We start from the raw sequence: 20,519 nt of genomic DNA on the forward strand, positions 1-20,519 counted from the left end.
GGGGGGCTGTGCAGCCCAACGGGAGCAAGCTCCCTCGCCACGGCGTGAGTCCTATGGATCGCTACACCCATTGTGGCGAGGGGATTCATCCCCGCTGGGGCGCGCAGCGGCCCTGAAACCAGGCACTGCGGTTTGGCCGTTGGAACTCGATCAGCTTTGGATGGGGCTGCTGCGCAGCCCAACGGGGATAAATCCCCTCGCCACAGGGTCGGGGGGTGGCGTGACAGGTCAATATCCACAGTCCCGTGGCGAGGGAGCTTGCTCCCGCTGGGGCGCGCAGCGGCCCTGAAACCAGGCACCGTGGTTTGGCCGTTGGAATTCGGTCAGCTTGGATGGGGGTTGCTTGAACAGGAGGAATCGCCTGTGGGCTGATCTCCCCACCCTTCTGGGCCATCAGCCATGAAGCCCCTGGCGGGCCACTGCCGCGCCGGCTTGCAGGGCTCGGCCGAGGTGTTCTTCGAAGCGGCTGTCGATCATCGATTGCAGCGCCGCAGCCGTGACGCCGCGATAGGCCACCAGGGCCTCGATCATCTCCTGGGCCTCGTGGTTCTGCAGGAGCTGGCTGCTGTTGACCACGACGTTTCTCGCAGCCAGATGCGCAATATCGGCGGGCAGGCCAGCGGCCATGGCCTGGTTGGCCAGCGCGGTCATCAGCAAGGCCGGAAAGGCCGGGCCGGTGCCCGACAGTGCAGACAGGTAGTCGATAAAGCCCTCCTCCTGAACCTGCGCCGCCGTGCCCACGGATTCGAACAGTCGCTGCACCAAATCCCGCGTCGGCGCATCCACCGCCCCCGAACAGAACCAGGGCGTAAAGGACTGCCGAATCTCCACCGCCGCATTGGGCATCGCCCGCACGACCGCCGAAGCCGAGGTTTGCGTGGCGATCGCCTGCGCCGTGACCCCAGCCATCAGCGAAACGATGACCTTGCCTGTGGCATCGATACCCAGGCCGGAGAACTGCTCGGGGCGCACGGCGATAATCACCACATCGCTGCGCGCCACCAGCGCCTGGTTGTCCGTGACCAGGCAAACACCCTGATCGGCCAGGGGATGGCTGCCCGAGCGGTTGGAAATCACCAGGTTCGCCGCCGGCACCAGTGCCGTGGCCAGCAGCGCATTGGCAATCGCCCCGCCCAGCCATCCCGTTCCGCCGATAATCCCCAGGGTTTCATTGATCATCGGCGGTGCCCTCCTCGAACGTGTCCGTCAACGGAACGAAAACCCCGGGCTCTTTCTCGGCATAGCCGAATTTCCCATAGAAACGGTCCAGCTCGCGCTGCTTGGGCACCTTGCCGGTGAAAATGCTCACGTAGTGTGGAATACGTTCGAAGCGCGTGGTGATCAGTTCCGTGGTGTTCATGCTGATGTAGCCGATCTGGGTCAGGTAGATCGTCCGGGCCCGGGTATCGGCGCCCTGGCTGTCATAGCCAAAACGCCTGAACATGCTCGCCAGCGCGCCGATGCGCTGCTCATCCACGGTGGCGACCTCCTGGGCCACCTCCGCCGACTGCAGCGCCCAGCTGCGCACCGCGAACTCGAATTGCGAGTCGAACAGGTGCGGGTTGAGCCAGCACTCGAACACATTCAGGATCGCTTCGGAAATGCTCTCCGCGTAACTTTCGGTCTGGCGTATCAGCCCTCCGGTGTTGGTCTCCCGCCAACGGGACAGCAACGCTGCCAACAGCTGTTCACGATCCTCGAAAAACCAATAGAAGCTGGTTCGCGACAACCCAAGGCGCTTGGCGAGTGGCATGACGCGAACGGCATCGATCCCCGATTCCTTCAAGGCATCGTAGGCGGCCTCCAGCCAACCTTCCGGCGACCCGCGCCAACCGCTGTCCTGGGCCTTGCCACGCGCCTTTCCCAACTGGGACATCTCGTTTCACCTTGTTCAAAAACGTGAATCGAATGTACCTTGCTGAATGAAGAATGTACATGTGAGTACATTTTATTGACCGGGATAGAGGAAAATGGACAGGCTCGAACCGGATTGCTGCCGAAGAGAATCCCTGGTTCCCCGGTTTTTACTTTGATCGCCAAGGGCTGGTGGTTTTGTGCAAGTTTTGCGCGGGTTTTGCGCAGGCACAAAAAAGCCGATCCATCTGATCGGCTTAAGTGTCTGATTTTACTCAGGAATAATGGTCGGGACGGAGTGATTCGAACACTCGACCCCTAGCACCCCATGCTAGTGCGCTACCGGACTGCGCTACGCCCCGACTAGGCGTGAATCTTGTTTCGCTTCTCAGCGGAACGATCAGGAATATATCGCAAGCTTTTGAAAACTGGAAGTATTTAAAACAGAAATTTATTTCTTGAGCACCACCAGCACATCTTCAAGCTCGGCGATCATCTGGCGGATCATCTGTTTGTACTGGGTCGTGTCGTCCTTGGCCTCGTCACCCGACAGGCGCAGGCGCGCGCCGCCGATGGTGAACCCCTGGTCGTAGAGCAGCGCGCGGATCTGCCGGATCATCAGCACGTCTTGTCGCTGATAGTACCGGCGGTTTCCGCGGCGCTTGACCGGGTTGAGTTGAGGAAACTCCTGCTCCCAATAGCGCAGCACGTGCGGTTTTACCGCACACAGCTCGCTGACTTCACCAATGGTGAAGTAGCGTTTGCCGGGGATGACGGGTAGTTCGTCGTTATGACTTGGTTCCAGCATAAGCCTCAACTCGGGCCTTCAACTTCTGCCCTGGACGAAAGGTGACCACACGGCGAGCCGTGATCGGGATTTCTTCTCCCGTTTTTGGATTGCGGCCAGGCCGCTGGCGTTTGTCCCGCAGGTCGAAATTGCCGAAACCGGACAACTTGACCTGTTCGTTGTCTTCCAGAGCGTGCCTGATTTCTTCGAAAAACAGTTCGACCAATTCTTTGGCTTCCCGTTTATTCAGGCCCAGCTCCTCATACAGACGTTCCGCCATCTCAGCTTTCGTCAGAGCCCCCATACGTCACTTCCTTAACGTGGCGTTCAACCTGGTTTCGAGCGAGGTGAGGATGTTCTGCGTTGCGGTATTCACCTCATCGTCATTAAGAGTGCGCGATGGATGCTGCCAGGTCAAGCCGACTGCAAGGCTTTTTCTATGCGGATCAATGCCTTTACCCTGATACACGTCAAATAGCCTGAGGTCCGTCAGCCACTCGCCTGCATTTTCACGGATTACGTCCAGTACGGCACTGGCCGCCACTTCGCGATCGGCCAGCAACGCCAGGTCACGACGCACTTCAGGAAAGCGCGATAACTCCTCGAATTTCGGCATTTTTCCCAGCGCCACTTCGGCCAGGATCAGCTCGAAGACGAACACCGGACGATCAAGCCCCAGGGTTTTCGACAGTTCAGGGTGAATGGCGCCGACATAGCCGACTTCACGTCCGTCACGCTCGATGCGTGCGGTCTGCCCCGGATGCAGGGCGGGATGCTTGCCCGGCACGAAGGTGAACGCGTCGAGCGCACCGGCGAAGCCGAGCACCGCTTCCACGTCGGCCTTGATGTCGAAGAAGTCGACGACGTCGCGCCCTTGCGCCCAGCCTTCCGGCAGGCGGCTGCCGCAGACGACACCGGCCAGCATCGGTTCCTGCTTCAGGCCGTCCAGCTGGCCGACAAAACGCAGGCCGCTTTCGAACAGGCGCACGCGGTCCTGCTGGCGATTGAGGTTGTGTTGCAGCGACTTGACCAGGCCCGGCCACAGGGACGAGCGCATGGCCGCCATGTCGTTGGAGATCGGGTTGGCCAGCAACAGCGGCTCGACGCCCGGGCTGAACAGCTCGAACTGGCGCGGATCGATGAAGCTGTAGGTGATCGCTTCCTGGTACCCACGGGCCACCAGCAGGCGACGCAGCTCCGGCAGGTCGCTGCGGGCTTCTGCCTTGGCCTGTGGGGCCAGGCGGGCTTGCGGGTAGCGAACCGGCAGGCGGTTGTAGCCGTACAGGCGGGCCAGCTCTTCGATCAGGTCGACTTCCAGGCTGATATCGAAGCGATGGCTTGGCACGTCGACACGCCACTGCCCCGCTCCATCGGCACGGATGCCCAGGCCGAGGCCGGTGAGCAGGCGCTCGACTTCGCCGGCGTCCATCTCCATCCCCAGCATCTGGGCGATGCGCTGGGCACGCAGGGTGACCGGGGCGATCTTGGGCAGGTGCTGTTCGCTGACGGTTTCGACGATCGGGCCGGCTTCGCCGCCGGTGATCTCCAGCAACAGGCCAGTGGCGCGCTCCATCGCTTCACGGGCCAGTTGCCAGTCCACGCCACGCTCGTAACGGTGCGAGGCGTCGGTGTGCAAGCCGTAGGAACGCGCCTTGCCAGCGACCGCGATCTGGTCGAAGAACGCGCTTTCGAGGAACACATCGCGGGTCGTCGTGGAGACGCCGCTGTGCTCGCCACCCATCACGCCGGCAATCGCCAGGGCGCGGGAGTGATCGGCAATCACCAGGGTATCGCTGCGCAGGGACACTTCCTGGCCGTCGAGCAGGACCAGCTTCTCGCCTTCCTCGGCCATGCGCACGCGGATCCCGCCATTGATTTCGGCGAGGTCGAACGCATGCAGCGGTTGACCCAGTTCCAGCATCACGTAGTTGGTGATGTCGACGGCGGCGTCGATGCTACGCACGTCGGCACGGCGCAGGCGCTCGACCATCCACAGCGGCGTGGGCTTGGACAGGTCGACGTTACGGATCACACGACCCAGGTAACGCGGGCACGCCGAGGGTGCCAATACTTCGATCGAACGCACCTCGTCATGCACCGCCGGCACGGCCGCGACCACTGGACGCGTCACGGGCGCGGCATACAACGCGCCAACTTCGCGAGCCAGGCCGGCCAGGGACAGGCAGTCGCCACGGTTGGGCGTGAGGTCGACCTCGATGCTTGCATCGTCCAGGCTCAGGTATTCACGGATGTCCTGGCCGACCGGCGCATCGGCCGCCAGCTCCATCAGGCCATCGTTGCCTTCGCCGATCTGCAGTTCGGCCTGGGAGCACAACATGCCGTTGGACTCGACGCCGCGCAGCTTGGCTTTCTTGATCTTGAAGTCGCCCGGCAGTTCGGCACCGATCATGGCGAACGGGATCTTCAGGCCCGGGCGCACATTTGGCGCGCCGCAGACGACCTGGAAGGTCTCCGTGCCATTGCTGACCTGGCACACTCGCAATTTGTCCGCGTCCGGGTGCTGCTCGGTGCCCAGCACCTCGCCCACCACCACGCCACTGAACGCGCCAGCGACCGGCGCCACGCTATCGACCTCAAGGCCGGCCATCGACAGGCGAGCAACCAGCTCGTCCCGGCTTACCTGCGGGCTTACCCAGCCGCGCAGCCATTGTTCACTGAATTTCATCCTGCTCTCCTAATAGATTCGTTACGGGCCGGCGACCTAGCGAAATTGCGCAAGGAACCGCAAATCGTTGTCGAAGAACAGGCGCAAGTCATTCACACCGTAACGCAGCATGGCCAGGCGCTCGACGCCCATGCCGAAAGCAAAACCCGAGAATTCTTCCGGATCGATCCCGGACATGCGCAGCACGTTCGGATGAACCATGCCGCAGCCCATCACTTCCAGCCAGCCGGTCTGCTTGCAGACACGGCAACCTTTGCCGCTGCACATCACGCATTCCATATCGACTTCGGCGGATGGCTCGGTGAACGGGAAGTACGAAGGACGGAAACGCACCGCCAGCTCTTTTTCGAAGAACACCCGCAGGAACTCTTCGATGGTGCCTTTGAGGTCGGCGAAATTGATGTCGCGATCGACCAGCAGGCCTTCGACCTGGTGGAACATCGGCGAGTGAGTGATATCGGAGTCGCTGCGGTACACACGGCCTGGGCAGACGATGCGGATCGGCGGCTGCTGCGATTCCATGGTGCGGACCTGTACCGGCGAGGTATGGGTGCGCAACAGCATGTTCGCATTGAAATAGAAAGTGTCATGCATCGACCGGGCCGGGTGGTGGCCTGGGATGTTGAGCGCTTCGAAGTTGTGGTAGTCGTCTTCGACCTCGGGGCCTTCGGCGATGCCGTAGCCGATGCGGGTGAAGAACTGCTCGATGCGTTCCAGGGTCCGGGTCACCGGGTGCAGGCCGCCGGAGGTCTGGCCACGGCCAGGCAGCGTCACGTCGATGGACTCGGCGGCGAGCTTGGCGGCCAGGTCCGCTTCTTCGAACAACGCCTTGCGCGCATTGAGGACTTCTGTGACACGTTCCTTGGCGACGTTGATCAGCGCACCGACTTGCGGACGCTCTTCGGCCGGCAGGTTCCCCAGGGTCTTCATCACCTGGGTCAACTCGCCCTTCTTGCCAAGGTAGTGAACCCGGATTTGCTCCAGGGCATTGATATCTTCAGCGCTTTGCACAGCCTCTAGTGCTTGAGAGACCAGCGCATCCAGGTTTTCCATGTACAGACTCCAGATACAAAATAGGGGAAGAGCTTTAAGGCTCTTCCCCTATTTATGACGTTTAACACCCGGGCCCACAGAGGTGGACCCCGGTGACTGCCGGGGGTACTTAAGCCAAGGTGGCTTTAGCTTTCTCGACAATCGCAGCAAACGCCGCTTTTTCGTTCACTGCCAGATCAGCCAGAACCTTACGGTCGATCTCGATGGACGCCTTTTTCAGGCCAGCGATCAAACGGCTGTAGGACAGACCGTTGGTACGAGCACCAGCGTTGATACGAGCGATCCACAGAGCGCGGAACTGACGTTTTTTCTGACGACGGTCACGGTAGGCGTATTGGCCTGCCTTGATTACGGCTTGCTTGGCAACACGGAATACGCGGGAACGCGCACCGTAGTAGCCTTTAGCAAGTTTCATAATTTTCTTGTGACGCTTACGGGCAATGACGCCACGCTTTACACGAGCCATGAGTTACTTCCTCTATTCTTGATCCAAAAATTAACGAAGGCGCAGCATGCGCTCGACTTTTGCCACGTCAGACGGATGCAGCAAGCTGCTACCGCGCAGTTGACGCTTACGCTTGGTCGACATTTTGGTCAGGATGTGGCTCTTGAAAGCGTGCTTGTGCTTGATACCGTTAGCAGTTTTCAGAAACCGCTTAGCAGCACCACTTTTGGTCTTCATCTTTGGCATGTTCGGATACTCCGCATTCAGTTGATAAACATAATCGCAAGGCCTGCCGTGCCCTGGTGATTACTTCTTCTTTTTCGGGGCGATGACCATGATCAGCTGGCGTCCTTCCATCTTAGGATGCTGTTCGACCGAACCGTACTCGAGCAGGTCTTGTTCAACCCGCTTGAGGAGTTCCATCCCCAGCTCCTGGTGGGCCATCTCACGGCCGCGGAATCGCAAGGATACCTTGGCCCTGTCCCCGTCACTCAGGAAACGTACCAGGTTGCGCAGTTTTACCTGGTAATCCCCTTCCTCCGTCCCTGGACGAAACTTGATTTCTTTTACCTGAATCTGCTTCTGGTTCTTCTTCGCCGCGGCAATCTGCTTCTTCTTCTCGAAGATCGACTTGCCGTAGTCCATCACCCGGCATACGGGCGGGACTGCGTCTGCGGAGATTTCTACCAGATCAAGCTTGGCTTCTTCAGCAATTCGAAGCGCTTCATCAATCGAGACGATGCCAATCTGCTCGCCGTCAGCGCCAATTAACCGAACCTCGCGTGCCGAGATATTCTCGTTGATCGGGGCTTTCGGTGCAGCTCGTTTATCTTGTCTCATATCACGCTTAATAATAATTACTCCGAATCTGGGCGACCACGCCGGGAAACCGCTTGCGCGAGAAACTCGGCGAATTGGGCGACGGGCATCGAGCCCAGGTCAGCACCTTCACGAGTACGCACAGCGACAGTCTGCATCTCGACCTCCCGATCTCCGATAACCAAGAGAAAGGGAACCTTGAGCAAAGTATGCTCGCGGATTTTAAAGCCGATCTTTTCATTTCTCAAGTCGGACTTGGCACGAAATCCGCTTTGGTTGAGAGTTTTTTCGACCTCGGCGGCAAAATCTGCCTGTTTATCAGTGATATTCATGATCACTGCCTGGGTCGGCGCCAGCCACGCGGGGAACGCGCCCTCGTAATGCTCGATCAGGATCCCGACGAAACGCTCGAAGGAACCGAGGATCGCGCGGTGAAGCATGACCGGGTGCTTGCGGCTGTTGTCTTCGGACACGTATTCGGCGCCCAGACGGATCGGCAGGTTGAAATCGAGCTGCAAGGTACCACATTGCCAGACGCGACCTAAGCAATCTTTCAGCGAGAATTCGATCTTGGGGCCATAGAAAGCGCCCTCGCCTGGCTGCAGGTCGTACGCCAGGCCCGCGCTGTCGAGGGCGGCAGCCAGGGCGGCCTCGGCGCGATCCCACAGCTCGTCGGAACCGACGCGTTTTTCCGGACGAGTGGACAGCTTCATCTCGACTTCGGTAAAGCCGAAGTCACGGTAGACATCCATGGTCAGCTTGATGAACGCGGCGGATTCGGCCTGCATCTGCTCTTCGGTGCAGAAGATGTGCGCATCGTCCTGGGTGAAGGCGCGCACGCGCATGATGCCGTGCAACGCACCCGACGGCTCGTTGCGGTGGCAGGCACCGAACTCGGCCAGGCGCATCGGCAGCTCGCGGTAGCTTTTCAGCCCCTGGTTGAACACCTGCACGTGGCACGGGCAGTTCATCGGCTTGATCGCGTAGTCGCGGTTTTCCGACTGGGTGGTGAACATGTTGTCGGCGTAGTTGGCCCAGTGCCCGGATTTCTCCCACAGGCTGCGGTCCACCACTTGCGGCGTCTTGATCTCCAGGTAGCCGTTTTCACGCTGGACCTGGCGCATGTACTGCTCCAGCACCTGGTACAGGGTCCAACCGTTCGGGTGCCAGAACACCATGCCCGGCGATTCTTCCTGGGTGTGGAACAGGCCCAGGCGCTTGCCGATCTTGCGGTGATCGCGCTTCTCGGCTTCCTCGATGCGCTGGATGTAGGCCGCCAGTTGCTTCTTGTCGGCCCAGGCCGTGCCATAGACGCGCTGCAACTGCTCGTTCTTCGCATCGCCACGCCAGTAGGCGCCGGACAGCTTGGTCAGCTTGAAGGACTTCAGGAACCGGGTATTCGGCACGTGCGGGCCACGGCACATGTCGACGTATTCTTCGTGGTAGTAAAGGCCCATGGCCTGCTCGTCCGGCATGTCTTCCACCAGGCGCAGCTTGTAGTCCTCGCCACGGGCCTTGAACACCTCGATGACTTCGGCGCGCGGGGTGACTTTCTTGATGACGTCGTAGTCCTTCTCGATCAGCTGTTGCATGCGCTGTTCGATGGCAGCCAGGTCTTCCGGCGTGAAGGGGCGCTCGAAGGCGATGTCGTAATAGAAGCCTTCGTCGATGACCGGCCCGATGACCATCTTCGCGCTCGGGTACAGTTGCTTGACCGCATGGCCGACCAGGTGCGCGCAAGAGTGGCGAATGATCTCCAGCCCCTCTTCATCCTTGGGCGTGATGATTTGCAGCGTCGCGTCGCTGTCGATGACGTCACTGGCGTCGACCAGCTTGCCGTTGACCTTGCCGGCCAGGGTGGCCTTGGCCAGGCCCGCGCCGATGGATGCGGCGACCTCGGCTACGGAAACCGGGTGGTCGAATGAACGTTGACTGCCGTCGGGAAGAGTAATAGTTGGCATGGCGCCTCCTCTCCTAGTGGTGACCCCTACCAAAGGTCACGTGGGTTGGGATGAGCCAGTACAAGATCCAGTCCAGGCCATTCAATGACGAACGCCTGCCTTACAGCGGCAGGAGCCTTGCGGCCAACCGTGGAAACCGAACCAGAGTGACTGGGATTCAAATCAGGGTTAAGTCGGACATTTGCCGCCGCCGGGACCTGTTGTCATCCGAGGCCTGAAAATACCCGAGCCCGGCATGCTAGCACAGATGAACGGTCATCGCCGCGCTCGTATCGCCGCAGGCGTAAATCCAGCGTTTTTGTGCCAGAGTGCTGAACTGAAACGAGCGCAACGCCTCAGATAACAAGACATTGACCCGAAAGGAGCATCTTCGCATGCGTCTGAATACACTGTTCGCAGTCGTCGCCCCCCTCGCCCTGTTGCTGCCGCTGTCCGCCCACGCCGATTGGCCCAAGGGCGAGCGCGACAAATACATGGCCCAGTGCACGCAAGCGGCCACGCCACAGATCGGCGCGGCGGCGGCCAAATCCCACTGCGCGTGCGGCGCCGATGCGATCAAGTCCTACCCGGCCGCCGATATCCAGGCGCTGATGGACAACAAGGCACCCGAGGCACTGCAACGCAAAGCCCTCGGGGAAATCGCCAAATGCAAGGCCCAGGCACCGGCGAAAAAGTGAGCGAAGCAGGCGTCCGAGAGGGTTCTGAATCGATGAAATCCGCCGATCAGGGCCTTTTTCCGACGATTTATGCAGGTTTTACAGCTTTTTTTATCGCCTTTACTTTCGGCTGAAAGCCTTTGAAACCGGGGCTTTCAGCCTGTTTTGACGGTAAAGAAAACACGACTGATTGGCAAACAGCGCCTGCGGGGGGCTCCCAAATCGAACATTTCGACTATGATACCCGGGTGTGCCCAGTTGGCCTGAGCAGCACAGTACACTGAAAATATATGTTTCTTGGAGATACACCATGTCTAATCGCCAAACCGGCACCGTTAAATGGTTCAACGATGAAAAAGGCTTCGGCTTCATCACTCCTCAAGGTGGCGGTGACGACCTGTTCGTACACTTCAAAGCTATCGAAAGCGACGGTTTCAAAAGCCTGAAAGAAGGCCAGACCGTTTCCTTCGTGGCTGAGAAAGGCCAAAAGGGTATGCAAGCTGCACAAGTTCGCCCAGAGTAATTTCTCGGCGCGCTAAAAAAACCCCGTCCATGTGACGGGGTTTTTTATGGGCGATGGTAAATCCGACGCTTAGCCGCAGTTCACCCGATTGACCACCAGCTTGGCATCGGTCGTGAGGTTCAAGCGGTCAGAGCGGTACTCGAGTGTCACCAGGTCATTGGGCTTGAGAATGCGGGCGTTCTGCGCGCCGGCACGGGTACGCGCCTGCTCAAGCAATTGCGGCGAGGCCTGCTTGCCAATGGCGAATTCAGCACCTTTTGCGTCACAGCGGCCATCACCGGCCTCGGCGGCCACCGGGTCGGGCGTCGACTCGGACGTGCTGCTGCAACCGCCCAAGAGTGCGACGACCAGCAAAGTACTCAATGACGCGAGCTTCCAAGGCATGAAGCCTCCTTTCTTGATAAATAAACAGAGAACGTGCGACAGCCTAAACGGCGCTTTGGTTTCAACACCGGCCCTATCGGCCTGCCCACCTTCGGAAAACCGGCAGTTTGCCTGAGCCGGACGCGCCGTTCAGCGCTCAATCGTGACTGAATATGAACGCAGCTCAATAAACGTCGATGTAGTCGTAGGGTGGATTCGGCCAGTTGTCTTTCAGCGCATTGTAGATCTGCATCACCCAGACCTCGTCACTGGCAGCGACCCGCCCGACGTACCCGGAGCCCTTCGCCCAGGTTTCGAGGCGAAACAGCAGGCCACCGATATCGGTGCCACCGACCACACCCGACGACAGGTAGGCAATGCCGGCCTTGGTCACCCGCAGTTGGGTATGTTCGTCGTCACTGGCTGACGCCAGCAATTGGCGGACCGCCTCCAAGGTCAGGCCACCCGGCGCGTTCAAATCGATCTGCACTGCGACTCTCCCTGAAAAAAATCAAAGCACGAGTGTCGCACAGCCCTGCCCTGATGCCTAAGTCGCAGTGCCAAACCCGGGGTAAAAATGCTTAACTCAGCCCATGACCGTCCAACGCGAGCCTCACCATGAGTACCCTCAGCATCGAAGCCACCATCAAGGCCAAATGGTCCGAGGGCCACAGCGCCTATAGCCCGAGCAGCCCGGAAGAACTGGCAATCATCGGCATAGAACTGCTGGTGAAGGAACTGGGCACGGAAGTCGCCCGTCATTTCATTCAACAGGCGTTCGAGCGGTACCCGAGCATTATTGACGCGGGGGATTGAGGCGGCCTGTGAGGGGCGAGCTTGTTTGCGACGGCGGTGGGTTAGCCAGTATGGGTTGGCTGGCATGGCCCTATCGCGAGCAGGCTCGCCCCCACAAGGGGATTGGAGTGGCGCAGGAGCTGGGTCGGCTGTCAGGCCGCTGTCGCGAGCAAGCTCGCTCCCGCAGCCCGCAGCCCGCAGCCCGCAGCCCGCAGCCCCACAATTCTGACGCCGGTTACTTGAGCCGCGCCAGGCGCTCGGTCAGCAGGTCGAAGAATCCTTGGGCGTCGCCGTTCTCCACCCAGAAGGCGTTCTTCGGCGCTTTCAGGCCGTCGTACCAATCGACGATGGTCTGGCCGAAAGTCGGCCCCTCGCGGCTGTCGACGACGACGTTGACCGAACGACCGGTGAACAACTGCGGCTTGAGCAGATAGGCAATCACCGTCGCATCGTGCACCGGGCCGCCGGTCAGGCCGTAATGCTCCATGTCGCCCTTGATGTATTCGTTGAGGATGTCGCCGACGAGTTTGCTGGCATGGTTGTTGACCGCCGCGATCTGCTTCAGGCGCGCTTCGCTGGTGAGCATCTTGTGGGTCACGTCCAGCGGCAGGTAGGTCAGTTTCACACCACTCTTGGCGACCACTTCGGCCGCCTGGGGATCGGCGAACAGATTGAATTCAGCCACCGGCGTGATGTTGCCGCCGTTGAAGTGCGCACCGCCCATGATCACCACTTCCTTGATGCCTTGCACAATCTCAGGCTCCTGGACCAGCGCCAGCGCCAGGTTGGTCTGCGGGCCGAGCATGGCGATGGTGATGCTGTGGGGCTTGGCGGCCTTGAGCGTGTCGATCAGGTAGTTGACGGCATTGCCCTTGGCCAGGCCTTTCTTCGGCTCGTGCACGGTGACACCCGACAGGCCTTCCTTGCCATGGATGTTCTCGGCGTAGATTGGCGTGCGCATCAGCGGCTTCGGCGCCCCGGCGTAGACCGGCACTTCTTCGCGCCCCGCCCATTCCCGGGCCAGGCGAGCGTTGCGCGAGGTCTTGTCCAGGCGCACGTTGCCGGCGACGGTGGTCAGGGCACGGATGTTCAGTTCCTCCGGCGACGCCAGGGCGAACAGCAGCGCCACCACGTCATCGGCCCCGGGGTCGGTGTCGATGATCAGGTCGATTTTTTCCGCCGCATGGGCGCTCGTAGCGGTGATCAGGGACAAAAGCAGCAGGCTCCGGAACAGTTGATGCATTTTCTGGGCATAGCGGTGCATGGCGCACTCCTTGTGCAGGGTTGGGAGAACTCGATAACGACAGCTTAGAACGTGACCCCGGCGACCAGCACAATGTTGCAGTACGGCGAACATTCTCCTGTGCGGATGATCGCCCGGGCCTGCCGGCTAAGGACCTTGAACTGTTCATGACTGACCAGCGCCCTGGCACCCAGCGCCCCATCGGCTTGCAGGGCATCCAGCGTCGCCAGGGCCGATGGGCGCTTCTCGAGGATTTCCTCGGCCAGGACATGGCTTTCCACCTGCATTTCGCTGAGCACCACGTTCAGGGTGCTGGCGAAATCCGGAGTGCCATGGGTCAGGGCCAGGTCGATCAACTCGACGCCCGGCGGCACCGGCAGGCCCGCATCACCGATGACCACTTTGTCGCCATGGCCAAGCGAGGCAATCAATCGTGACAGTGCCACATTCAACAACGGAGTCTTTTTCATGCCTTGAACGCCTGTACTTCCTGCAAGGTGGGGATGGAGGGTTGTGCGCCCGGGCGAGTGACCGACAGGGCCGCGGCAACCTGGCCGAAACGAATCGCCTCGACCTCGCTCTGGCCGTTCGCCAGGGCGGCGGCGAACCCGCCGACAAAGGTGTCGCCCGCCGCCGTGGTATCCACCGCCTTGACCCGTGGCGCCGGGAAATGCTCGAAGCTGCTGCCGTTGGCGAACATCAAGCCCTGGGCGCCGAGCGTCACGATCACTTTGCCGGCCCCCGCGCCCATCAACTGCGTCGCGGCGGCTTCGGCAGTGTCCAGGGAGTCCACCGCCAGCCCGCTGAGGACCGCGGCTTCGCTTTCGTTGGGGATCAGGTAATCGACGTAGGCGTACCAGTGCGCCGGCAGCGCATGGGAGGCCGGTGCCGGGTTGAGAATGACGATCTTGCCCAACTCGCGGCCACGCTTGAGGGCATGCCCCACGGTGGCGTCCGGCACTTCCAGCTGGCAGACGATCACGTCGGCGCCTTGCAGCACCTCATCGAGCCCGTCCAGGACCGCCGGGGTCAGCGCGCCGTTGGCACCGGCCACGATCACGATCGCATTCTGGCTGCTGTCGTCGACGACGATCAGGGCCACGCCACTGGAGCCGTCGACCACGCCGACCGCCCGGCAATCGATCCCTTCGTCCAGCAGCGCCCCGCGCAATTGCTCGCCGTAGGCATCGCTGCCGACGCAGCCGACCATGGCCACCTGCGCGCCCAAGCGCGCGGCAGCCACCGCCTGGTTGGCGCCCTTGCCACCGGGGATGGTGGCAAACGACTCGCCGATCAGCGTTTCACCGCCACGGGGCAAGCGCGGCGCCCGGGTCACCAGGTCCATGTTCAGGCTGCCTATTACCACTACTTTTGCTGGCATACATCATTACTCATCAATTCGGTTCAGCGGTATTGGGCGAATGCACCGGACAACGGCGCAGTCGACTCTCGCAGGACAATGCTGGGCGTCACGATCCGCTGGTCGGTGGCAAGGCCTGGCGTCGCAATGCGGCGCAGCAGCACCTCGGCGGCCATTTCGCCCAGTTGCAGGATCGACTGCCCGACAGTGGTCAATGCCGGGTAGACGTAGCGACTCATCTGGATGTCATCGAAACCGATCACCGACAGTTCACTGGGCACGCGCACATTGCGTTCGGCGGCGGCGCGCAATACGCCGATGCCGATCATGTCGTTGGCCGCAAAGATCGCGCTGGGCGGTTGCCGGTCCAGCAACTCGGCCGCCGCACGGTAGCCGCCAGTGCTGGTGAAATCGCTTTCAAGCATGCGCTCGACGGGCCGTTCGATCCCCGCCTCTTCCAGCGCCCGGCAGTAACCCGCCAGGCGCATCTGCGCCACGCTGGTGTCGGCCGGCCCACCGATGAAGGCGATGTCGCGGTGACCCAGGTCGAGCAGGTGGCGGGTCGCCAGGTAGGCGCCGTGCTCGTGATCGATGCGCACCAGGTCGGCATCGATGCCATCGAGCCCGCGGTCGACGATCACCATGGGCGTGCGCACCCCGGTCAGGCCCTCGACCAGGCCGACATCGCCGCCGGCCGAGGCGACGATCAGGCCGTCGATGCGTTTCTCCAGCAGCACCCGCAGGTAGCTGCGCTGCTTGTCCGGGTTGTCGTCGGAATTGCACAGGATCACGCAATAGCCATTGCGCTCGCAGTAATCCTCGATACCCCTGGCCAGTTCGGCGAAATAAGGGTTGAGGCTGTTGGGCACCAGCAGGCCGATGGTCGCCGTGGTCTTGGCCTTGAGCGAACGGGCCACCGCGCTGGGCACGTAGTCCAGGCGCTCGATGGCCGCCTCGACCTTGCGCCGCACCTCGTCACTGACCGGCCGCGTCTTGTTCACCACGTGGGACACGGTCGTGTAGGAAATCCCCGCGAGCGCCGCCACATCCTTGATCGTCGCCATGCTTCAGCCCCGCCGACTGGCGCGATGGCTGCGATAGGTGTCGAGCACGACCGCCACCACGATCACCGCACCGGTGATGATGCGTTTGGTCGGCTCGGTGGCGCCGATCTGCGCCAGGCCCGCCGCAAGCACGGAGATGATCAGCACGCCAAAGAACGTGCTGATCACCGAGCCACGCCCGCCCATCAGGCTGGTGCCGCCAATCACCACGGCCGCGATCACCTGCAGTTCGAGCCCCGATCCGGCGTTCGGGTCGGCGGCCTCCAGGCGCGAAATCTGGAACAGCGCGGCGACACCCGCCAGCAGGCCCATGAGGCTGAACACCAGGATCTTGTAGGGCTTCGGATTGATGCCCGCCAGGCGCACGGCTTCTTCATTGGTGCCGATCCCAATCAAGTAGCGACCGAACACCGTGCGGGTCAGCACGGCCTGGGCCATGAAGATCACCAGCAAGGCGATGATGAACGAAGGCGAAATGCCGAAGGCGATCGGGTTGGACAACCAGGCGAAGGAATCGCCGATGTAGGCGGTCCGTGAGCCGGTCATCTGGTACGCCAGGCCGCGGGCCATTTCCAGCACGCCGAGGGAGACGATGAACGACGGGATCCGCCACGCCACGGTGATCGAGCCGGTGACCGTGCCCGCCAGCGCCGCCACGGCCATGCCGAGGAGGGCCGATGGCCAGACGCTCCAGCCCCAGCCGAGGACGGCCACGCTGACCGTCGAGGCCGCCAGCGCCAGCACCGACCCTACCGACAGGTCGATGCCGCCGATGATCAGGATGAACGTCATGCCCACCGCCAGCACCATGAGGTCCGGGATCTGGTTCGCCAGTGTGCTGAAGGTGTCATAGGACAGGAAATGGCTGCTGAGGGTCGAGAACAGCGCGACCATTGCCAGCAACGCGCCGGCCAGGCCCAGGTAGGTGCCCAGGCCATAGAAATTGCCACTCGATTTACCGACGGCGGATACGGTTTTCATGAGAGATCCCTAGGCGCTGCCTCGTTGAGCAACGCATCACGTTTCTGGTAGCCGGCGAACGCGGCCGCCAGCAAGTCATCCTGGGTCCAGCTGTCGCGCTCGAAGGTGTCGATCAGGCGTCCGGCGGAGAGCACGCCGATCCGGTCACAGATCAGCATCAACTCGCGCAGGTCACTGGACACCACGACCAGCGCCTTGCCCTGGCGAGTCAGCTCGCCGAGCAGCGCATAAATGTCGAACTTGGCGCCGACGTCGATGCCACGGGTCGGCTCGTCGAACAGCAGCACCGAACAATCGCGTTCCAGCCAGCGGCCGATCACGACCTTCTGCTGGTTGCCGCCCGACAGCTCGGACACCAGCTGCGTCGGGCTGGAACTGCGGATGCGCATGGCATCGATCTGCCGCTGCGCCAGGCCCAGTTCCTGATGGCCATTGACGATGCCGGCGCTGGAGATCTCCGGCATGTTGCCCAGGGCAATGTTGGCGGCGATGGATTGGGTCAGCAGCAGGCCTTCGCCCTTGCGGTCCTCGGTAATCAGCGCAATGCCATGGGCCACGGCATCGGCCGGGGAGCGAATGCTCGCGACCTTGGCCGGCGAACCCAGCGCCACGCTGCCGCTGTCGGCGGCATCGGCGCCGAAGATCAACCGCAACAGTTCGGTGCGCCCTGCCCCGATCAGGCCGGAGATGCCGAAGATCTCGCCGCTGCGCACTTCGAAGGACACATCGCGGACCTTGTCGGAACGGCTCAGCCCCTTGACCGTCAGCGCCGGCGCGCCGATCTGGCGTGGACCCAGGTCGATGTGTTCGCCCAGCTCCCGGCCGACCATCAGGGTCACCAGTTGCTCGCTGTTGTAGTTGGCCATCGGCTCGACGCAGACCAGGTTGCCGTCGCGCAATACCGCGATGCGCTGGGCCACCCGCGCCAGTTCTTCGAGGCGATGGGAAATGTAGATGATCGACACGCCCCGGGCCTGCAGTCGGGTGATCTGTTCGAACAGCATTTCGACTTCGCGGGCCGTCAGCATGGCGGTCGGCTCGTCGAGAATCAGAACGCGGCAATCGCCGATCAGGTTGCGGGCGATCTCCACCATCTGCTGGTGACCGATACCCAGCTCACCGACCGGCGTGTCGGGATCGATCGCATCGAGCCCCACCTGGGCCATGGCCTCGATGGCCGCCTTGCGCAATTGCTTGCGGCTGATCCAGCCACCGCAACTGGGCAAGTTGTCGAGGAACAGGTTCTCCGCCACCGAAAGGGTCGGCAGGAGGTTGAGCTCCTGCATCACCATGCGCACGCCCAGTTCTTCGGCCTGGGTACGGCTGCCGGGACGATAGTCCTGCCCCATGAATTGCATCTGCCCGGTCGTCGGCGTCACCAACCCACCGATGATCTTGGACAAGGTGCTTTTGCCGGCGCCATTTTCACCGGTCAGCGCCAACACTTCACCGCGCATCAACGTCAGGTCGATGCCAGTCAGTACCGGCTGGGCATAGGTTTTACCGATGCCGCTGACAGACAGCACAGCGTTCGGGTCAAAAACGGACATAAAGACTCTCCATGCGCTCGCCCGGACGGGCGAGCACCACTACATCGCCAGGATGATTACTTCGTAACCAGCTCGACCGGCGTTTCGATCACACCGTTGGCACCGCTGTCGACTTTCTCGCCCTTGAGCATCTTCAAGGCCGTCTCAATGCCGAACACCGCCTGCTTGGCGGCGAACTGGTCGGCCGTGGCCAGGACGCGACCGTCCTTGAGCATCGGCTTGATGGCATTGATGTTGTCGTAGCCGACCACCTGGACCTTGCCCGCCTTGCCTGCCGCGCGCACGGCCGACACCGCGCCGACCGCCATGCTGTCGTTACCGGCCAGCAGCGCCTTGAGGTTGGGGTATTCGCTGAGCATCGAAGCGGCGACCTGGTTGCCCTTGTTGATTTCCCAGTCGCCCGATTGCAGGGACACGACCTTGACCTGGGCCGCTTCCATCGCATCCTTGAAGCCGGCGGTGCGCGCCTGGGCGTTGGTGGTGGTGGAGACACCTTCGATGATGCCGACTTCGTCACCGGCCTTGAGCTGCTTGGCCAGGTATTCGCCGACCAGGCGCGCGCCCTTGCGGTTGTCCGGGCCTACGAACGGCACGTTGATGTTCTTGCTCTTGACCACGGCCGGATCGAGCTGGTTGTCGATGTTGATGACCGTGATGCCGGCGTCGACGGCTTTCTTGATCACCGGCACCATCGCCTTGGAATCGGCGGGCGCGATGACCAGCGCATCGACCTTGGAGACGATCATCTGCTCGACGATGCGAATCTGGTTGGCGGTGTCGGTTTCATCCTTGATCCCGTTGGAGATCAAGTCGAAATCGGCGGAGTGTTCCTTCTGATAAGCCTTGGCGCCGTCTTCCATGGTCAGGAAGAATTCGTTGGCCAGGGATTTCATGACCAGGGCGACCTTGGGTTTTTCAGCGGTCTGGGCGAATGCCGAGGAGAGAGGCAGCGTAGCGGATGCGGCCGCGAGCATGGCGACAGCGAGTAGGCGTCCAGCGAATGGCAACTTCATGGGTTCACTCCGATCTTATGATTATTGTGGGCAAATCATCGCACGGAACGCCGCGCAAACGTTTGCGTGAAGTGAACTATGGTAAGGCTTCGCCGATTTGTCAACGTCGCGGTCGCCGGCGATCACGCCGCTGTATCCAAGGCGCCCGTTGAAGGTACAGCGCCCAGCCTTTTCTGTCGCGACGGTAAATAAAGATTTTTTTCCTACATCAAAACACCAAAAGCGCTGTCAGACGATTTTCTTGAATTTTAAGTAGTTGCGTAAATGCCTACGGTTAAATACTGTATGCACGTACAGCTTAATAAGGATAATCCTGTGGCCCCGCCCTCCGCTGCAACTTCCCCTTTGGACGCCTACGCACGACTCGCCCTTCGCGTCTCGAAAATCATCAACGGCCCCACCGCACAGAAAGCCAAGGCCGCCCTGATCTTCCGCCTTCCCGATGAACCGATGGACGAGTGGGAGCGCCTGCTGGAAGAAATCGACGAGAACGACAACGTCACCCTCGCCTATCGCGACGATGGCGGTGTGCAGGTTTTCTGGGTTGTGCCGAAGGAAGATTGAGCGTGATGAGTGTTCGCTGTTTAGCTTTATTGCTGGCGTTTGCCGCCGTGGGCGCGCAGGCCGCTGCGCCGCGTACCTTCAACGAGGCCAAGAAGGTCGCCTGGAAACTCTATGCGCCGCAATCCACCGAGTTCTACTGCGGCTGCAAGTACACCGGCAACCGAGTGAACCTGGCGGCTTGCGGCTACGTGCCGCGCAAGAATGCCAGCCGCGCCGCACGCATCGAGTGGGAGCATATTGTCCCGGCATGGCAGATCGGCCATCAGCGCCAGTGCTGGCAGGAAGGCGGCCGCAAGCAATGCACCCGCTACGACCCGGTCTACCAGCGGGCCGAGGCCGACCTGCACAACCTGGTGCCGAGCATTGGCGAAGTGAATGGCGACCGGAACAATTTCAGTTTCGGCTGGCTGCCCGTGCAGAAGGGCCAGTACGGTTCATGCCTGACCCAGGTGGACTTCAAGGCCAAGAAGGTCATGCCCCGCCCGTCCATCCGCGGCATGATCGCACGCACTTATTTCTACATGAGCAAGCAGTACGGCCTGCGCCTTTCCAAGCAGGACCGACGCCTGTATGAAGCCTGGGACAAGACCTACCCGGTCGAAAGCTGGGAGCGCCAACGCAACCAGAGCGTGGCGTGCGTGATGGGCCACGGGAACGAATTCGTCGGGCCGGTGGACCTGAAGGCCTGCGGCTGACCCCATATTTGTGAACAGCACAAAACCCACAGTGGGAGCGGGCTTGCTCGCGAAGGCGGTGTGTCAGGTGACATCATCTTGGCAGATACACCGCTATCGCGAGCAGG

The 20,519-nt window shown here is 61.3% G+C and carries 24 protein-coding genes and 1 tRNA gene; 5 read left to right on the top strand and 20 right to left on the bottom strand.

What is annotated here, in order from left to right:
- Positions 1-393: 393 nt before the first annotated feature.
- The 11 genes from Q6A48_RS08770 to thrS all read right to left on the bottom strand — a co-directional run bounded on the left by Q6A48_RS08770 (position 394) and on the right by thrS (position 9,605).
- Positions 394-1,179, bottom strand: coding sequence for a pyrroline-5-carboxylate reductase family protein (locus Q6A48_RS08770; protein WP_304553599.1), 786 nt, complete (start codon positions 1,177-1,179; stop codon positions 394-396).
- Entirely contained in the window at positions 1,169-1,876 is a 708-nt protein-coding gene (locus Q6A48_RS08775; RefSeq protein WP_304553600.1) for a TetR/AcrR family transcriptional regulator, read from the bottom strand. Before Q6A48_RS08775 ends, Q6A48_RS08770 begins: the two co-directional genes overlap by 11 nt.
- Before the next feature lie 263 nt (positions 1,877-2,139).
- Positions 2,140-2,216 (bottom strand) — tRNA-Pro (locus Q6A48_RS08780).
- 89 nt (positions 2,217-2,305) lie between these two features.
- A complete protein-coding gene (locus tag Q6A48_RS08785; RefSeq protein WP_003179985.1) occupies positions 2,306-2,662 on the bottom strand; it encodes a MerR family transcriptional regulator in 357 nt (118 codons plus the stop codon).
- Positions 2,643-2,945: an integration host factor subunit alpha gene (gene ihfA, locus Q6A48_RS08790; protein ID WP_002553164.1), complete on the bottom strand. Its 303-nt coding sequence runs from the start codon at positions 2,943-2,945 to the stop codon at positions 2,643-2,645. Before ihfA ends, Q6A48_RS08785 begins: the two co-directional genes overlap by 20 nt.
- 3 nt (positions 2,946-2,948) lie before the next feature.
- Complete coding sequence (gene pheT, locus Q6A48_RS08795) at positions 2,949-5,327, bottom strand: phenylalanine--tRNA ligase subunit beta (protein WP_304553605.1); 2,379 nt, start codon at positions 5,325-5,327, stop codon at positions 2,949-2,951.
- A gap of 36 nt (positions 5,328-5,363) precedes the next feature.
- Positions 5,364-6,380: a phenylalanine--tRNA ligase subunit alpha gene (gene pheS / locus Q6A48_RS08800; protein ID WP_304553607.1), complete on the bottom strand. Its 1,017-nt coding sequence runs from the start codon at positions 6,378-6,380 to the stop codon at positions 5,364-5,366.
- 109 nt (positions 6,381-6,489) lie between these two features.
- A complete protein-coding gene (gene rplT, locus Q6A48_RS08805; protein WP_024779372.1) occupies positions 6,490-6,846 on the bottom strand; it encodes a 50S ribosomal protein L20 in 357 nt (118 codons plus the stop codon).
- A gap of 30 nt (positions 6,847-6,876) precedes the next feature.
- A complete protein-coding gene (rpmI, locus tag Q6A48_RS08810) occupies positions 6,877-7,071 on the bottom strand; it encodes a 50S ribosomal protein L35 (RefSeq protein WP_002553160.1) in 195 nt (64 codons plus the stop codon).
- A gap of 60 nt (positions 7,072-7,131) precedes the next feature.
- A complete protein-coding gene (gene infC / locus Q6A48_RS08815; RefSeq protein WP_172679675.1) occupies positions 7,132-7,683 on the bottom strand; it encodes a translation initiation factor IF-3 in 552 nt (183 codons plus the stop codon).
- The gene (gene thrS / locus Q6A48_RS08820; RefSeq protein ID WP_304553627.1) at positions 7,683-9,605 is read right to left on the bottom strand and encodes a threonine--tRNA ligase; all 1,923 of its coding nucleotides are present in this window, start codon (positions 9,603-9,605) and stop codon (positions 7,683-7,685) included. The genes infC and thrS overlap by 1 nt, the downstream gene beginning before the upstream one ends.
- A 374-nt stretch (positions 9,606-9,979) precedes the next feature.
- On the opposite strand from thrS, the gene Q6A48_RS08825 reads away from it, so the two are divergent.
- Together Q6A48_RS08825 and Q6A48_RS08830 are read left to right on the top strand one after the other, a co-directional pair.
- Positions 9,980-10,282 carry a hypothetical protein gene (locus Q6A48_RS08825; RefSeq protein WP_304553628.1) on the top strand — a complete coding sequence of 101 codons (303 nt, stop codon included), beginning with the start codon at positions 9,980-9,982 and terminating at the stop codon, positions 10,280-10,282.
- A gap of 289 nt (positions 10,283-10,571) precedes the next feature.
- Positions 10,572-10,784: a cold-shock protein gene (locus tag Q6A48_RS08830; RefSeq protein WP_003179963.1), complete on the top strand. Its 213-nt coding sequence runs from the start codon at positions 10,572-10,574 to the stop codon at positions 10,782-10,784.
- Between the two features lie 69 nt (positions 10,785-10,853).
- On the opposite strand, the gene Q6A48_RS08835 is transcribed toward Q6A48_RS08830, so the two are convergent.
- Together Q6A48_RS08835 and Q6A48_RS08840 are read right to left on the bottom strand one after the other, a co-directional pair.
- Positions 10,854-11,168: an I78 family peptidase inhibitor gene (locus Q6A48_RS08835; RefSeq protein WP_304553629.1), complete on the bottom strand. Its 315-nt coding sequence runs from the start codon at positions 11,166-11,168 to the stop codon at positions 10,854-10,856.
- A 163-nt stretch (positions 11,169-11,331) separates the two neighbouring features.
- A complete protein-coding gene (locus Q6A48_RS08840) occupies positions 11,332-11,637 on the bottom strand; it encodes a hypothetical protein (RefSeq protein ID WP_304553630.1) in 306 nt (101 codons plus the stop codon).
- A gap of 128 nt (positions 11,638-11,765) precedes the next feature.
- Here Q6A48_RS08840 and Q6A48_RS08845 point away from each other — a divergent pair, with 128 nt between their 5' ends.
- The gene (locus tag Q6A48_RS08845) at positions 11,766-11,963 is read left to right on the top strand and encodes a hypothetical protein (RefSeq protein WP_304553631.1); all 198 of its coding nucleotides are present in this window, start codon (positions 11,766-11,768) and stop codon (positions 11,961-11,963) included.
- A 214-nt stretch (positions 11,964-12,177) separates the two neighbouring features.
- Here Q6A48_RS08845 and Q6A48_RS08850 read toward each other — a convergent pair whose 3' ends face one another.
- From Q6A48_RS08850 to Q6A48_RS08880, 7 genes are read right to left on the bottom strand one after another with little or no spacing between them, the layout of a single operon-like run.
- Complete coding sequence (locus tag Q6A48_RS08850; protein WP_304553632.1) at positions 12,178-13,206, bottom strand: nucleoside hydrolase; 1,029 nt, start codon at positions 13,204-13,206, stop codon at positions 12,178-12,180.
- Between the two features lie 44 nt (positions 13,207-13,250).
- Positions 13,251-13,655, bottom strand: a complete 405-nt coding sequence (gene rbsD / locus Q6A48_RS08855; protein ID WP_304553633.1) for a D-ribose pyranase — start codon at positions 13,653-13,655, stop codon at positions 13,251-13,253.
- Positions 13,652-14,566 (bottom strand): ribokinase, encoded by a 915-nt coding sequence (rbsK, locus tag Q6A48_RS08860; protein WP_304553634.1) that lies wholly within the window; start codon positions 14,564-14,566, stop codon positions 13,652-13,654. Before rbsK ends, rbsD begins: the two co-directional genes overlap by 4 nt.
- Before the next feature lie 23 nt (positions 14,567-14,589).
- Positions 14,590-15,609 (bottom strand): LacI family DNA-binding transcriptional regulator, encoded by a 1,020-nt coding sequence (locus tag Q6A48_RS08865; RefSeq protein WP_304553636.1) that lies wholly within the window; start codon positions 15,607-15,609, stop codon positions 14,590-14,592.
- Positions 15,610-15,612: 3 nt separating this feature from the next.
- Positions 15,613-16,590: an ABC transporter permease gene (locus Q6A48_RS08870; RefSeq protein ID WP_304553637.1), complete on the bottom strand. Its 978-nt coding sequence runs from the start codon at positions 16,588-16,590 to the stop codon at positions 15,613-15,615.
- Positions 16,587-18,140, bottom strand: a complete 1,554-nt coding sequence (locus tag Q6A48_RS08875; protein ID WP_304553638.1) for a sugar ABC transporter ATP-binding protein — start codon at positions 18,138-18,140, stop codon at positions 16,587-16,589. Before Q6A48_RS08875 ends, Q6A48_RS08870 begins: the two co-directional genes overlap by 4 nt.
- 56 nt (positions 18,141-18,196) lie before the next feature.
- Positions 18,197-19,153, bottom strand: a complete 957-nt coding sequence (locus Q6A48_RS08880) for a sugar ABC transporter substrate-binding protein (RefSeq protein ID WP_304553641.1) — start codon at positions 19,151-19,153, stop codon at positions 18,197-18,199.
- 285 nt (positions 19,154-19,438) lie between these two features.
- Here Q6A48_RS08880 and Q6A48_RS08885 point away from each other — a divergent pair, with 285 nt between their 5' ends.
- Together Q6A48_RS08885 and Q6A48_RS08890 are read left to right on the top strand one after the other, a co-directional pair.
- Positions 19,439-19,717: a DUF1654 domain-containing protein gene (locus Q6A48_RS08885; RefSeq protein ID WP_304553643.1), complete on the top strand. Its 279-nt coding sequence runs from the start codon at positions 19,439-19,441 to the stop codon at positions 19,715-19,717.
- Between the two features lie 5 nt (positions 19,718-19,722).
- Positions 19,723-20,412 carry an endonuclease gene (locus Q6A48_RS08890; protein WP_304553644.1) on the top strand — a complete coding sequence of 230 codons (690 nt, stop codon included), beginning with the start codon at positions 19,723-19,725 and terminating at the stop codon, positions 20,410-20,412.
- The last annotated feature ends 107 nt before the right edge of the window (positions 20,413-20,519 follow it).

It is taken from the genome of Pseudomonas citrullilanati (assembly GCF_030580855.1).
GTDB classification, from domain to species: Bacteria; Pseudomonadota; Gammaproteobacteria; order Pseudomonadales; family Pseudomonadaceae; genus Aquipseudomonas; species Aquipseudomonas citrulli.